This is a genomic window from Brevibacillus daliensis (assembly GCF_021245735.1).
Classification (GTDB): domain Bacteria; phylum Bacillota; class Bacilli; order Brevibacillales; family Brevibacillaceae; genus Brevibacillus_B; species Brevibacillus_B daliensis.
In genome coordinates, this window is the sequence record NZ_JAJISB010000029.1 from 23,163 (window position 1) to 37,869 (window position 14,707).

Annotated in this window: 11 protein-coding genes and 3 pseudogenes; 11 read left to right on the forward strand and 3 right to left on the reverse strand. The window is 39.8% G+C overall.

Annotation, left to right across the window (positions count from 1 at the left end; all coding sequences use genetic code 11):
* The first annotated feature begins 20 nt into the window (after positions 1 to 20).
* From gshAB to LM917_RS18290, 3 genes are all read left to right on the forward strand, one after another.
* Positions 21 to 2,354, forward strand: a complete 2,334-nt coding sequence (gene gshAB, locus LM917_RS18280; protein ID WP_232699137.1) for a bifunctional glutamate--cysteine ligase GshA/glutathione synthetase GshB — start codon at positions 21 to 23, stop codon at positions 2,352 to 2,354.
* A 430-nt stretch (positions 2,355 to 2,784) separates the two neighbouring features.
* Positions 2,785 to 4,158: a D-alanyl-D-alanine carboxypeptidase family protein gene (locus LM917_RS18285; RefSeq protein WP_232699138.1), complete on the forward strand. Its 1,374-nt coding sequence runs from the start codon at positions 2,785 to 2,787 to the stop codon at positions 4,156 to 4,158.
* A gap of 136 nt (positions 4,159 to 4,294) precedes the next feature.
* A complete protein-coding gene (locus LM917_RS18290) occupies positions 4,295 to 4,678 on the forward strand; it encodes a hypothetical protein (RefSeq protein ID WP_232699139.1) in 384 nt (127 codons plus the stop codon).
* Positions 4,679 to 5,054: 376 nt separating this feature from the next.
* On the opposite strand, the gene LM917_RS18295 is transcribed toward LM917_RS18290, so the two are convergent.
* Positions 5,055 to 5,660: a TetR/AcrR family transcriptional regulator gene (locus tag LM917_RS18295; RefSeq protein WP_232699140.1), complete on the reverse strand. Its 606-nt coding sequence runs from the start codon at positions 5,658 to 5,660 to the stop codon at positions 5,055 to 5,057.
* A gap of 291 nt (positions 5,661 to 5,951) precedes the next feature.
* Here LM917_RS18295 and LM917_RS18300 point away from each other — a divergent pair, with 291 nt between their 5' ends.
* Together LM917_RS18300 and LM917_RS18305 are read left to right on the forward strand one after the other, a co-directional pair.
* Positions 5,952 to 6,608 carry a DJ-1/PfpI family protein gene (locus LM917_RS18300; protein WP_232699216.1) on the forward strand — a complete coding sequence of 219 codons (657 nt, stop codon included), beginning with the start codon at positions 5,952 to 5,954 and terminating at the stop codon, positions 6,606 to 6,608.
* A 201-nt stretch (positions 6,609 to 6,809) separates the two neighbouring features.
* A complete protein-coding gene (locus LM917_RS18305) occupies positions 6,810 to 7,235 on the forward strand; it encodes a GNAT family N-acetyltransferase (RefSeq protein WP_232699141.1) in 426 nt (141 codons plus the stop codon).
* Positions 7,236 to 7,781: 546 nt separating this feature from the next.
* On the opposite strand, the pseudogene LM917_RS18310 reads toward LM917_RS18305, so the two are convergent.
* Positions 7,782 to 7,967: pseudogene (locus LM917_RS18310) on the reverse strand (MerR family transcriptional regulator); the annotation flags it as partial.
* Positions 7,968 to 8,437: 470 nt separating this feature from the next.
* On the opposite strand from LM917_RS18310, the pseudogene LM917_RS18315 reads away from it, so the two are divergent.
* From LM917_RS18315 to LM917_RS24805, 3 genes and pseudogenes are all read left to right on the forward strand, one after another.
* Positions 8,438 to 9,484: pseudogene (locus LM917_RS18315) on the forward strand (agmatine deiminase family protein).
* Between the two features lie 176 nt (positions 9,485 to 9,660).
* Complete coding sequence (locus tag LM917_RS18320; RefSeq protein WP_232699142.1) at positions 9,661 to 9,921, forward strand: nitrilase-related carbon-nitrogen hydrolase; 261 nt, start codon at positions 9,661 to 9,663, stop codon at positions 9,919 to 9,921.
* 242 nt (positions 9,922 to 10,163) lie between these two features.
* The gene (locus LM917_RS24805) at positions 10,164 to 10,415 is read left to right on the forward strand and encodes a condensation domain-containing protein (protein WP_373688805.1); all 252 of its coding nucleotides are present in this window, start codon (positions 10,164 to 10,166) and stop codon (positions 10,413 to 10,415) included.
* A 354-nt stretch (positions 10,416 to 10,769) separates the two neighbouring features.
* Here LM917_RS24805 and LM917_RS18325 read toward each other — a convergent pair.
* Positions 10,770 to 10,928 (reverse strand): annotated as a pseudogene (locus tag LM917_RS18325) (IS4 family transposase); the annotation flags it as partial.
* A 587-nt stretch (positions 10,929 to 11,515) separates the two neighbouring features.
* Here LM917_RS18325 and loaP point away from each other — a divergent pair.
* The 3 genes from loaP to LM917_RS18340 are packed head-to-tail and all read left to right on the forward strand — an operon-like array spanning position 11,516 to position 14,583.
* Positions 11,516 to 12,148, forward strand: coding sequence for an antiterminator LoaP (gene loaP, locus LM917_RS18330; protein ID WP_232699143.1), 633 nt, complete (start codon positions 11,516 to 11,518; stop codon positions 12,146 to 12,148).
* A 39-nt stretch (positions 12,149 to 12,187) separates the two neighbouring features.
* Positions 12,188 to 13,336: an acyl-CoA dehydrogenase family protein gene (locus tag LM917_RS18335; RefSeq protein ID WP_232699145.1), complete on the forward strand. Its 1,149-nt coding sequence runs from the start codon at positions 12,188 to 12,190 to the stop codon at positions 13,334 to 13,336.
* A gap of 35 nt (positions 13,337 to 13,371) precedes the next feature.
* Positions 13,372 to 14,583, forward strand: coding sequence for a class-II aminoacyl-tRNA synthetase family protein (locus LM917_RS18340; protein ID WP_232699147.1), 1,212 nt, complete (start codon positions 13,372 to 13,374; stop codon positions 14,581 to 14,583).
* The last annotated feature ends 124 nt before the right edge of the window (positions 14,584 to 14,707 follow it).

Below are 14,707 nucleotides of genomic sequence, written 5' to 3' on the forward strand. Positions count from 1 at the left end.
AAAAAAGGTAGGTCAAAAAAATGAATTTGTTAAATCGAGAATTTATACAGCTAATAAGAGACAAATCGTTAAATAAAGACCTAGTTCGAGGACATTTTGGACTAGAGAAAGAAAATGTTCGGGTGGATAAAGAGGGAAAACTGGCATTGACCCCTCATCCAAAAGCTTTTGGCAGTAAAACGGAAAACCCTTATATTCAAACGGATTTCTCCGAGAGTCAAATTGAGATGATTACCCCAACCTTTGACTCACTTGATGAGGCATATTGTTTCATGGAAGCCTTGCAGGACATTGTATCCTTGGAATTGAACGAGCACGGAGAATACCTGTGGACGAGCAGTAATCCGCCCATGTTGCCCAAAGAAAAAGAGATTCCAATCGCTCAAATGAACGATCCTATTGCGGATGAATATCGGAGTGAATTGGCAGATAAGTACGGTCGTAAACGGCAACTACTAAGTGGAATTCATTATAACTTCTCGTTTGATGAGCACTTCTTAAGAAAGTTACATAAAGTTGAACGGCGTTCTGAGGATTTTAAAACGTTCAAAGATGCCATTTATTTTAGAGTTGCACGTAATCTGCTCAGATACCGTTGGTTGCTGATTTATTTAACAGGAGCAAGTCCAGTCTTTGATAAGACCTATATCGAAAAGTGTGTAGCATTAGGACAATCCGAGGATGATAGAAGCTACTACTTCCCGAATATGAACTCACTTCGAAATAGCGTTTGCGGTTATCGGAATGAGAAACCATTAATGGTTTCTTTTGATTCTACTCTGGATTATGTTCACGATCTTCATGAACTCATTCAAAGGAATGAACTACTGAGCGTGAAGGAATTCTACTCTCCTGTTCGCATGAAAACAGCGAAAGGTATTGATCCATTAAAAGAACTTGTGGAGGATGGTGTGGCTTATTTAGAGCTTCGCTTTATTGACTTAAACCCGCTTTATAAGATCGGGATGAGTATTGATACAATGCGGCTTATTCATCTGTTCCTGATCTTTATGCTACTTAAAAAGGATGAACCCTTCGGTATAGAAGATCAAAAGATGGCCGATCTAAATCATGATCAACTGATTATGGAAGGCATAAGAAGCCGTTTTCATGATGCTGTAGATCGTCCGATTACGATGGAGGAAATGGCACTAGCTTGTATAGATGAGATGCAGGAGATGTTGCGTCTCTTGTTCCCTAACGTGGAAGAGTTCTTGCCTATCCTATATGGTGAGAAGCAAAAGATTTTGAATCCTGAATTGAGTTTTGCATCGAAGGTAAAGGCTGAGATTCATGAGTCATCCTATGTTACATACCATTTGGATAAAGCAAAGCAATATGCTGAACAGAGTATACGAAACGGATACGGCTTTGCAGGTTATGAGGATCTCGAATTATCGACTCAGTTGCTATTGAAGGCGGCGGTTAAACGCGGCATTAAGTTTGATCTGTTGGATCGGGATGAGAATTTTGTACGGCTATCTCATAGGGATCACCAGGAATATGTGAAGCAAGCGACGAAAACATCCCTTGACTCCTATAGCACGGTGTTGATCATGGAAAATAAGATCGTGACGAAAGCTGTTCTTTCACAGTATGACATTCGTGTACCGTCAGGTGAGGCATTCCGAAGTCTGGATGATGCGATGTCTACTTACGAAGCCTATCGTGGCAAACCCATTGTGATCAAGCCTAAGTCCACGAATTTCGGGTTAGGCATCACCATTTTTAACCGAGACTTTTCAAGAGAAGATATGCATAAAGCGTTTGAACTTGCCTTTCAGCATGACCGGACGGTTCTTCTTGAAGAATTCATAACAGGTAAAGAGTACCGTTTCTTGGTAATGGGAGACGAGGTTGTAGGGATTTTGCATCGCGTCCCAGCGAATGTAATTGGTGATGGTATCCATACGATTGAGCAACTGGTTCATGAGAAGAATAAAGACCCTCTTCGAGGACGAGGGTATAAGACACCTTTGGAGAAAATTCAAGTTGGCGAAGCAGAAGAAATGTTCTTGAAGAATCATTGCAAGGGATGGAGTGATATTCCACAAAAAGGGGAGGTCGTCTATCTGCGTGAAAACTCCAATATCAGTACGGGTGGAGACAGCATCGACTTCACTGACGACATACCTGATAATTATAAACGTATCGCGATTCAATCTGCTATAGCTGCAGGCGCTACAATATGCGGTGTGGACATGATGATTGATGATATTCATGTCGATGCAATGGAGTCTAATTACTGCATCATAGAGATCAACTTCAATCCTGCCATTCATATTCACTGCTATCCCTACACGGGAAAGAATCGAAACGCGAATGAAAAAGTTTTGGATTTGCTTTTTGGTTAGTTCTAAAAAAGTCGTTTCCTATAGGTTTAGGAATCGACTTTTTTATGTGTGTCCGGCATGGACGTTATCTATAAGATTCAAGTCCCGAATGGTGAAGGCGGTAGTAGCTACGAGCATGCATCTCATTTATCGGATTTGAAAAATATGTTGATCTATGTGAATCTTATACTAGCCCTCGACCTCTTACATCTTTTTTATACACGGGTCCACAAAGGCGGTTACTTCAGACAATGAGTAGTAAGATTCAATAGCCCTTTGTCTTTCCAACAAGGAGAGATAAGGGTATTATTTATGTTTCGGGTCATTTTGTTGCCGGATATGACCGATAAGTTTTTACATGATAGAACGATAAACTCGAAAATTATACCAGCTATTCACTTATGATTGCATATACCAAAAAGAGATTTTGAAGATTAGAGGAGAGATTATTTTGAAAAGAAACGATGAATTAAGCATTCCTTTCAAGTGCAAAAGATCTATATGTAGGAATTATTTCATAAGCGTAATCATTTTTCTGTGCTTTTTGGTTCTTCCCGTTTCTGCTTTTGGTGAAACAGCCAAACTTATGGCTCCATCAGCAGAATCGAACGCCGCAAAAACGACATCAGATGCACTCAAAATACCATCTATTGGTTCACTCAATCTTAAACTCAAAACATCCGTACTTGTGGAACCAATAACAGGACAAGTCTTATTGTCCATAAACGCAGATCAGGCTTACGCTCCTGCAAGTATGACGAAAATGATGACAGGATACATTGTCGCGGATCAAGTAAAAAAAGGAGAAATTTCATGGGACGACGTTGTCACAGTGAAAGAAAATGCTTCTAAAACCATTGGTTCTCGTGTTTTCCTTGCGATTGGGGAAACGCATACTGTAAAAGAGCTATATACTGCGATGCTCGTACATTCCGCGAATGACGCCGCCGTTGCGATTGCGGAATACGTATCCGGCTCTGAGCAGCAATTCGTTGAACGAATGAACCAGGAAGCCCAGCGTATGGGAATGAAAAATACTTACTACATTAATGTAACTGGTTTGGACCCTGCGGATATGCCGATAACATTTCGTCCTGAGGAAAAAGCAGAGAACATGATGTCCGCAATGGACGTTGCGACACTAGTTACATCTATCATCCAGAATCACCCTGAAATTTTAGAGGTGACCACTATCCAATCCTATAAGTTCCGTGTTTCAGACAGAGAACCTCTTGTAAACACAAATTGGATGCTGGAATCAAATAAAAATACAAAATTTAAGCAATACGCTTATGAGGGTCTTGACGGATTGAAGACAGGCTTCACCGACAGTGCAGGTTATTGCTTTGCGGGTACTGCAGAACGTGATGGAATGCGATTGATCAGTGTCGTAATGGGAACAGAATCGATGGACAAACGATTCACGGAGACGAAAAAAGTGTTGGACTATGGCTTCAATCACTTTGAAGTAAAACAAGTGGTTGCCGGCAATAGTACGGCAAAAGGCGTGGAAAGTGTTCCAGTTAAAAAGGGTAAAGAAACAGAGGTTCCTGTGCTGACTGAGCAAGCCGTTCATTTTATGGTTCCAAAAGGCACCGATTCTTCTCAGCTATCATTTAAGACCAATTTCGAAGTGGAAGCGCTCACTGCTCCTTTTCATGCAGGTACAAAGACGGGGACAATTACTTACACTTACCAAATGGAGGGAATGGATACGGTCCAAGAGAAAACGGTTAACTTGGTCGCTGCGGAAAAGATGGAAAAGGCAGGATGGATCCGCCTATTGTTACGTTCTATATGGGAAGCATTTACTAGTTTTTTTTGAGTTAAACGAATCTGCAAATGGAAACTAAAGTCAGTTATAAGACCTTAAACGCTGTGTGACAATCATTGTTCCATCAATGGTTGTCACATTGGTTACATGTATTCAAAGTGGTTGACGGGAACAGGAGGAAGCTGGAATGATTAATGAGGCATATACCAAATTGCTGAGAAAAATGCTTAATATAATGAAGCACATGTCGGCTGAAGAGATATCACAAAAAAATTTAGCGTATCTAGAAGACCGGATTTGCTTCTATGAGCGTAATCCTCAAAAGTACGGCACAGAATTTGATTGGTCATTGGAAGGGTACTTTGAACCATGGGTATTACAAATTTCAACACAAGTTGATAATTGGCGTAAACAGTTGGGAATGGATCCGCTTGATCAAGTAAAGACAGAGATGACAAGTAATACTTCTAGACAAAAACTTTCTAGTCAAGCAGCCAAAAAATTACAAAGAGAAATGGAAGACTGGTTAATTGAGAAAAAAGGGAGTCGAGAGCATGAGCGAACGGTATAAAAAGCAACATAGTTGTTTCCGAGTAGCTTCAAGCCCCGCTCCTTCATCGCACCGTACAACATCCATAAAAATTGGGTTGAAGCTTACTCATTTTATCAAAAAAAGCATGAACTGTTGCGAAGAACAGGGGGAGGGCTTTATATCGGGGAAGAGAACAGTTTAAAACACAAGTAGCTATATCCTTTTCGTCTCTTGTCATATACAGCCAACCATTTCTAACCATCATCAACAGTGGCTATTGCTTGATATCACGATGTTTATCAATTCGTAAAAAATGTATGGATCTTTTTGATTTGAAAACTATTCTCCAATAATTGATGTGAAAGGTTCTGCCGGCTTCTGTCATCCCCCTAACAATAGCGCCTATGACTTAAGCTCAAATTCGTGCACGCTCAGCTCGATAGGAAAGCAGGTAGCGGTGTAGATGCTCCTTGCAATACGCGATATGGCTGTTGTCACGTGCAAGCTTGCTTGCCATAATGGCGCCCTCCAGAGTAGATAAAATCAAAGAAGACAACGAAACGACTTCAGCATCTGATCGGAGCTCCCCACTTTGAATCCCATTCTGTATAATCTCCTGAACGGTAGCAAGAAATTGTTTCATAACCCGCAGGGCTTGCTCGCGCAGTTCTGGATGGGTATCGTCGCTTTCAATCGCTGTATTCAATAGCGGACAGCCACCTATTACAGGTGGATCATTGACAGCATCCTTGTAAACGTCAAATATCACCAATGTCTTCTCAATCGCCGTATCGGCACTTTCCACCGCTTTAGAGAATCGTTCTGACAAAATAGCAGTCGCATAATCAAAAGCCTCAGCAGCAATCTGATCCTTGCTTGTAAAGTTGCGGTATATGCCGCCTTTTTTTAAACCAGTCGCCTTCATGATGTCGTTAATGGTAGAACCTGCATACCCCCTGACATTAAATAGCTCGGCAGACTTTTGAATAATGTGCTTTCGTGTTTGCTCGCCCTTTCGCATGATAACCTCCATCGAGTAGTTGTTGTTTTAAAATTGTAACATATGTCTGTTGAGAAAGGAGATTCTATCCCTTATCATAAAAGAGACCGATCGGTCCTTTTTCTACAAGAATAAAAGAGGCGGATCATGAAACTATTGGAGAAAAGTCTTTATGTCATCCTAAGCATCCTGTCTATCGGCTGGGCCGTTCACATGTTGGTCAACTATTGTATCGTCGATCCAGGGGCAACGAAGCATCTTCAGCATAAAGAGCTCGGCGAAAATTTCATACAGACACAAGGAGAGATCACTATGGAAACAGTAATCATGCTTTACGATGGAATCACTGCGTTAGATGCAATTGGTCCATACGAAGTATTTGCTGCCACACAAAAATGTAACGTGAAGTTTGTCGCTAAGAACAAAGGTCTCATCAAGCTTGACACAAAAATGGGTTATTTGCATGCCGATTATAGCTTTTCTGAAATTACCATGGCTGATCTTCTCGTGGTTCCTGGTAGCAGTCCTCCTAACTACAAAACCCCAATGAATGATGAAGAGACGTTGAATTGGATCCGCAAAATTCATGAGACGACTAAATGGACTACGTCAGTTTGTAACGGCTCTCTGATCTTAAGCGCAGCAGGCTTGTTGGATGGAGCGGTGGCAACTTCCCATTGGGGATCTTTTGACCTGCTTCAATCGCTTGGAGCTATCCCAACAGATGAAAGGGTGGTCCGCCACGATAAAATCGTAACGGCAGCTGGTGTCTCCGCTGGTATCGATATGGCGCTTCAATTGGTAGCTTGGGAAATGGGGGAAGAGGTGAGCAAAAGAGTCCAATTGATTTTGGAATATGATCCACAGCCACCATTCGATACAGGTTCAATTAATAAAGCTCCTGCACCATTGATCGAAGAGTTAAAAGGGCTCTTTGAACGAATTTCAAAGAATGATCCCGAAAAGTAATACATACTAAATTACTACGCCAAGGCCGAATAAAGTGGTCTTGGCGTACAACTCGATGTATGAAACGATATATGTTTGGGAAAATAAATGACCCTGAAAATAGTTTCAACATTGAAGAATTTATAAGATGCTTATTAAATTTTTGGGTAGACCATTATGGATTGCCCTTATTTTGAGTTTAGAGTTAAGTAGTTAGAATGTGTGTTACGATTTGTGCAAGAAAACCTGGAAGGTGACCTGCGCCGGTTAACAGAGCAAGATGATGCGGTTTTCTCCGAGTTCCAGTCCTCCGCCTCGGAACAAGACTTGGATGACGCTTATGTGGAATTGGATCATTGGGCGGTGTTCGGCTCTTTTGAGCAAAACCGCCTGGTCAGCGCCGCCAGCATGTATCCCTGGGAGAATGCGCAAATTGCGGATCTCGGCGTACTGACTCTGACGTCCTTTAGAGGAAAAGGTCACGCCCGCAAAGTGATGCGTTCAATCAGCAAGTACGCCTGTGATCTGGGATACGAACCCCAGTACCGATGCCAGCTCGATAACCAGTCGTCTACGTCGCTGGCTAAAGCGGCGGGTTTGACGCTGTTTGGAAAGTGGGAAGTGATTTCTCCCGACTCCACTGACTGAGAGTCCGACTCAAAATTAAATTCTTTTAATTCAAACTCTTGCGCCGGATGGCTGCGATGAGCAGCCAGGCTTATTCGAAAAGAATTCTTGGAATAAGCATGGGAGCATGCAGATGTCAGTTATTAAGCAATCGTTCCTGTCCGCCGATCCGATTCGCTATCCGCTGATCGCTAGTCTGAAAGAGGAAATGTTCGCTGGAAATACTGCATCGAAGGAATGATTTCACTGGGGCTCGAAGTGATTTTACAGGGCATTATACAGACACATTAGAAAAATCAAGCCCGTATCGTTTTATCGAGAAAGCTTGATTTTTTCGTATTGTAGCGTGTAATTGAACTGCTGCATAGGGACTAATACGGAACAATGGCTTCAGTCTCTTGCGAATCGGGGGATACTCGGCGGTATAGGTTTATATAAGCTCGCCCTTTTTTTGTTTGCCTCTTGCCTGATATAAGTAATTGCCATACCTACATTTTTAGATTGCCACAAACAGTCAAAACTGTTTTGCTCTAAAATATTTAGTCCTGCGCTGCCAATTAGCAGCACGACATTATAATTGCGAAGCAACAGAATATGCGCTAGCTGGTAAACTTGATCCATGCTGTACATTCTATACTGATTGTTATCTATGTAAGCAGGTAGAAGAACTCCTTTCTCTTCAAAATAACGAATTTGATGAACAGACACGTTCATAAGCTTAGCTAACTCGCTAATGGTAATTTCACTCTTCATAAACGTTACTCCTATGGATGTGTTGGGATACCTCAACAATACACCTTAGGTCAGACATAAGGTCAAGTGGTTCGTTCAAAGAATGATTGCCTCTTTTGCTGGCGTTCCGTGCGAATATTAACCACAACAGAATTTTACCGATATCTCCACAAGGTTGATCCGTTTCACATGTTACGAAAGGTTCTTGTATAGCGTGTTCAATATCTCAAAAAAGGAAGTGGTAGTCGAGGGCTTTATTTTCAAGTCCAAAACTACCACTTCCTTTTTTGAGATTCGTCAAACAGATCGATATCAAACCTTGTTTTATTAACGAATCAGAGACTGTATCGCCAATCAACGAGTCCAGACTAAGACTTTATTTTAATCGAAATAGTGTAGATCCCTATTGATAGGAGTGATGGCGATTTGTGGTTGACCTTGACACATTGTAAATAGAATGAGTTTTACCTTCGTAGAATGAGTGAAACCTTGTGAGAAGTAACGAAAACATTGCATTTTATATGCCTGCATAATGGGAAAAATATGAGGGACCGTGGCTCCAATGGCCCCATAATGGAACCAATAAAGGCGAGGGTTACAGAGCTAAGCTCGATGATATTTGGGTAACGATGGCAAAGGAGCTTCACTGTGGTGAAAATGTGCATATTGTTGTATGCAATGATGCAGAAAAAGAGCATGTCCAATCAAAATTGAATGAAACGAAAGTAACTATGGATAAAATTGATTTCTTTTTTCAAGAAACCGATGACATCTGGATAAGAGATAATGTTCCTATTTTTATGAAAGATAAGGAAGGCAATCTTTCACTAACAAATAGGATTTTCAACGGCTGGGGAAATAGATTTCCATATGAAAACGACGAGATGGTCCCAACAAAAATAAGCGAGAACTATCGTATCCCAAGAGTTGAGGCCAGTGTTTGCCTGGAAGGCGGAGGAATTGAAGTAAATAGAAAAGGTAGCTTATTGGCAGCAAAATCCTCGATCATGAATGAGAATCGAAATCCTACGCTTTGTCAGGAAGAAATCGAAAGTGCGTTAACCAAGTATCTGGGGGTAACGAACTTTATCTGGATATCCGGGCTTCGTGGGGAGGATAACCATAATGAAGTAACGGACTACCAAATCGATGGTGCAGAACGCTTTTCAAATGAAAATACCATCTTCTATGAATATGACCCTTTTGGCGAAAGTGAAGCTTATCTTTTGGAGGCGTACGAAAAACATTATCAGGAATTACGACAAGCAAGAAATACGGATGGTAAGGCATTCCAACTCATTCCAGTGCCCGTAACAAGAAACGTAGTGAAAGAAGCTGGCTCTAAAGGTTCGTATTTAAATTTTTATTTTGGAAACGAAGTAGTATTGGTTCCCATCTATGGTGATGAACATGACCGGTTAGGGCTTCAAATCATTGAAGGCCAATTCCCGGGTAGAAGAATTGTCGGTATTAATGTTAGTAAATTGTATGCGTACGGTGGCATGATTCACTGCGTAACGCAACAGCATCCTAAATAAAAAGCATTTTTATCGTTTGTTAATAGAATATTCAATATATTTAGGGGTGTTTTTGATGAAGGACAAGAGATATCCTGCAATTCCACCGAGACAGAAGACCAGATTCATATGGTGAAATATTGAAAGTTTCTCTTTAACAAGGTTCAACCTATTTGAAGCAGAAAGATGGTGGCGGGATGGAAAAGAGAATCGTTGTATCGAATGCTATCCACAATAATATCTATGTTGCGGCTCCAAATCGAGTTGGAAAAGAAGATGCTACAAATGGAAGCGGCTACATGACCTTTTATGGAACGAGTTTTGTGGCTGATCCTTGGGGAGAAATTGTATCAGATGCCCAAACCATAGAAGATGAAATTATTTTGGCAGAAATTGATTTACATGAGAAATCGACATTCTTGCTTTTTTCAATTCCTATAGTGTTCCATATTACTTAAAGAGTAAGAGTAAAAATACAGTAACATAAAAGGCTTGCACTTTTTACATATATTGAAGGTTGGTACAACCGCAAATGAATACATAGAGGTTTAGGATACAAAACCCCTTAAGCAGTAGAAGATTTGCTGAGAAAAGCATCCGAGCACTTAACTTTTTTGTGTCCAAGATATTGACTCAGATCCATTGCGAACGTAGTCAGTTTTATCACACATAAAACCCTTAGTGCGCTGCGGGTGATTGGATTCGTGAGACGACCAAAGCCCCTTTACAACTCATAAACGAAAGATTATATCGCTTTGATCTGCTTCAAATTTCGGATTCAACCCTATGGATGTATATGAAATGCCATCATCTGATCTCGGACGGAGGAGCTTTCGTCTATGCGGTCAATGAAATCGTCGATTTGTATAGACAATTGACGGCAGAGCCATCATTAACTGTCCGGCAGCGATCTACTTTATTGAAGAGGCGGCTCGAGATCAGCAGTATATGAAGTTCAGCAGGTACGAGAAGGACAAGCAGTACTAGGTACCATATCAATGTAGAATTAATAATACAGAAACTATATTGAAAAGTGTGACAATTTGTTAACATTATCCTTTTCCAATTAATGATAAAACTCAGAAATGAAGTCGCTAGAATCTCCTATTTTAAGGTGATATCTTCTAAAAAAAGAATTAAAATACCATATAAGGTAAGAAAAATAAAAATATTTGCCAAAAATACATTTTAATGGTAATATTTGTTAAAGGTTAGAAATTAGATAGAATAAAATCCTGAATCTTAGAGATACCTAATCAAATCAAATACCTTAAAAAATTTAAAATACAGGAAAAGGAATTGCATGGAGCTGACGAAGTAATGGTGCTTGAGTAAAGCAACTGTCCATCAGCACAAAGTCAGCTGAAAATCCGGCAGACAGTGCTCGCTGTAACAAGTCCACGACGGCATCTGGTTTGCGGGTAAGAGCCTCCAGCCGACGCTTGTTCAGATATTCCTTCATTTCTCAAATCCGATTCTGCAGTTTCGTCATGATGAAAACACGCGTACGCGAAGAAGCAATGAGCGATTAGATTGCTTAATTAGGTGCGAAAGTTGAGTTATACATAAGTTTTATTTCTTAAAAGCTTATATAATAGTATTTTATAACTTTGGATAAAGATTTTTTTAAAGTACTAATATTTACATTCAATCACTTTGTAAAGATTAATCGTTGTTTAGGCACGTTAATTTTCCTTGGTGAAAATAGTCCTCGCTAATAGTCTATCTTAAAGAAGATAGATCAGTGGCGAAGCTATGCCTTGTATGATAAAAACTGGATTTTGATTCAATACTAACAAAAAAAGGGCAAGGAATGGTTAATTAATTCCTTATCCTTTTTTTGTTTAGTAATAATTTTCAAACCGCTTAAAATATCAATTTCAATGGAATCTATCTTACAAATCATAACTCGGGAATGACTAAACCCTTGAAAACTAAAGGCTAATGGGATGCTATATGAACGTCAAATAACATTTTAGAAAGTCAGTTAAGGTAATGATTGAATTTGAAAGCCGAACTGAATAATTAAATACCGTTCAAAGGAGCTATAGTATGGGTTGGTATGCACTTTTTGTTGAAACTGGCAGTGAAGACATTGTTCAGAAATGCCTGAAGTTACAATTTTGCCAGAAAGATTTATATTCATGTGTTCCAAAACGGCTAATTCCTGAAAAAAAAGGAGGGGAATTTTACAATGTCGTTAAACCGTTATTCCCTGGTTATCTTCTAATTAATACGAAGATGACTCCATCCATGTATTATGAGCTTAAAAAATTACCCAAGTACTATCGATTGCTCCGTAATTCGGCGTTTGTGCTAGACAAAATATATCGAAGGTCGCAGAGATTGATTGATCTACGTATAGAAGAAGAAGGAAACCAGATCTATAATTACGACGATTTTTTTAACGAAATAGATGAGGTAGAAATAAGACAGATCCTGCAACTCATTAATAATGAGAATATTATCGAGTACTCGAACGTCATTGTGGAAAACTCTAAGGTATGTGTTCAATCGGGTCCGTTATATGGCTTGGAAGGGATGATCAAAAAAATTGACAAAAGGAAGAGGAGAGCTCGAATTGCTATCAATTTTTTTGGTGGAGAGAGATTAATTGAAGTAGGAGTTGAAATACTTGTGCCGGATAGCCAAGGTATGATGAAAGTTCATCAAAACATAGACTGATGAAAGGTTACATATACTGAAAAGAAGAGAGGTTATATTTTGTTAATCGAAAATCTTGAACTTACGAACGAACAAACGGAGAAACAAAAAGAATTTAAAGCTTTTGTCGATACTGACATTGTGCCCGTAGCAGGACACATTGACCAAGAGGAATGTATGCCTGATTCCGTCCTTCAAAAGATTATTGATAAAGGTTACTGGGGAGCAGCATTACCCGCTGAATACGGCGGAGCCAAAATGGATTATATTACTTATGGTTTGTGGAATGAAGAAATTGGTCGTGGCTGTGCAAGTTTACGGAATATTATTGGTGTTCAAGGCATGGTCTCTTCGTCCATTCTACGATGGGGGTCTCAAGAACAAAAGCAGTACTGGTTGCCAAAGATGAGTTCCGGGGAGCTCATGGCTTCTTTTGCTATTACGGAATCCCAAATTGGTAGTGACATAAAAAACCTTCAAACCAAAGCTCAACGAGTGGGTGCTGAGTATGTGATTTCAGGACAAAAAAAATGGATAACGTTCGGACAAAGAGCGGATGTCTTTTTGGTTTTTGCTCAATGCGAAGGTCAGGCCGTAGCCTTGTTATTAGAAAAAAATACACCCGGCCTAACCATTCGTCCGATATCTGGGTTATTAGGCTTCAGGGGCTCCTTGTTAGCTGAACTAAGTCTCGAAGAATGCAGAGTGCCGATCGACAATTTGGTTGGTAAAGTCGGCTTTGGGTTAACACTTGTAGCCAATAACGGTTTGACTCATGGACGGTACAGTACAGCTTGGGGAGCCGTAGGCGTGGCTGAGGCTTGTTTGAATGCGAGCTTAGACTATGTTGGTGAAAGAAAACAATTTGACCATTATTTAAAAGAGCATGAATTGATTCAACAGATGATTGCCGATATGGTTACCAATACGATGGCTGCAAGGCATCTATGTTTTCGAGCAGGCCAGTTATGGGACAAAAATGATATAAATGCCACGTTTGCTACTTCGTTGGCCAAATATTTTTCTTCCGTTCATGCCTTTAAAGCGGCAAAGGACGCAGTTCAAATACACGGAGCTAATGGCTGCAGCAGCGAATACCCCGTTCAAAGATATATGAGAGATGCCAAGATTATGGAGATTGTAGAAGGAAGTACACAAATTCAACAGGTCTTAATTGCGCAGGATGCCTTTAATATCTTAAAAAAATGATTTGAAAAATATAAAAGAATAGGAGGGATTTAACTATGGAGAATATTCATTACATTCTACTAGATAAACCAATATCAATAAAACACGTAGAGGAACTAGAAAAACGGATTTTTTTCATCTCAGCCAACATTAATCAATTTAAATTGATTAAAGGTGAAAGTACCATTAATGGTATAGAGGTCAGTCTATTGCCAGGAACCGATCCTTTGGAAGTTGAAACTAAAATAATATCCGTGATCGACAATGAAATTGTGTTTCAAAAGGTTTTACCACCACGAGTAATTTGGAAATCAGATGAAAACTACATGAATTATCAGGATGATCTTTTTGATAAGCTGCTTGAAATGGGAATGGTTTTTGAGATGGGCGAAGGTCAGGTATGTTTTGGAGAAAAGTTGATGTTTTTAATGGACACCTTAGATCGAATGATAAAAGAGATGACGATATCTAATTTTGGAGCAATCGAATATCGATATCCTACATTAATTTCCACCAAAGCCTTAGAGAAATGTGGCTATTTTAAATCGTTCCCACATTTCTTAATGTTTGTTACGAGATTACATAATGATATTGATATCTATCGTGATTTTCTAGAGGATTATAAATCTAATAAAGGGATCGGTTCTTATTTACTCCCCTATTGCCAAAATGTCGACTATTGCTTACCTCCAACAATGTGTTACCACACCTATCATCAATTCCAAAATACCCAACATGCTGAAACACAAAATCGTGTCATAACATCTATCGGAAAATCGTTTCGCTACGAATCGAAGTATCATCGCACCCTAGAAAGACTATGGGACTTTTCTATTCGTGAAATTGTCTTTATGGGATCAAGAGATTTCGTTTTGGATAGTCGTCAAAAATTTATGGAAGCATCGTTTTCTCTTTTTCAAAAATTGGGATTGGAGGGGCACTGCGAAGTAGCTAGTGATCCTTTTTTTTGCAGTGAAGACACGGCAGCGAAAATATTTAATCAAAGAATGCAGGAACTCAAATACGAGCTCCGGTTAAAGGTTGCAAGCGATCGAACCATTGCAGCAGCTTCCTTTAATTTTCACGATCACTTCTTTGGTGAACAATTTAATATAAGACGTGGTGAAACAGAATGGATGACAACTGGATGTGTAGGTTTTGGTATTGAAAGGTTGGCATATGCATTTATTAGCCAACACGGTTTGGATGAAAAACAATGGTCAAGGATTTTATCTGAAGGATGTCCAGAAACCATTCTCGCTGACTAAATCTAACCTACCCGAGAGAATACAAGGAGCATGAGCTGCGGCTTCGTGACGGGCGTCTGGAGCGTTCGATTGCTTGTCCAGTGAAGGGGCGGCTTCTCAAATCTTGTTTATAAATCTAAAAATA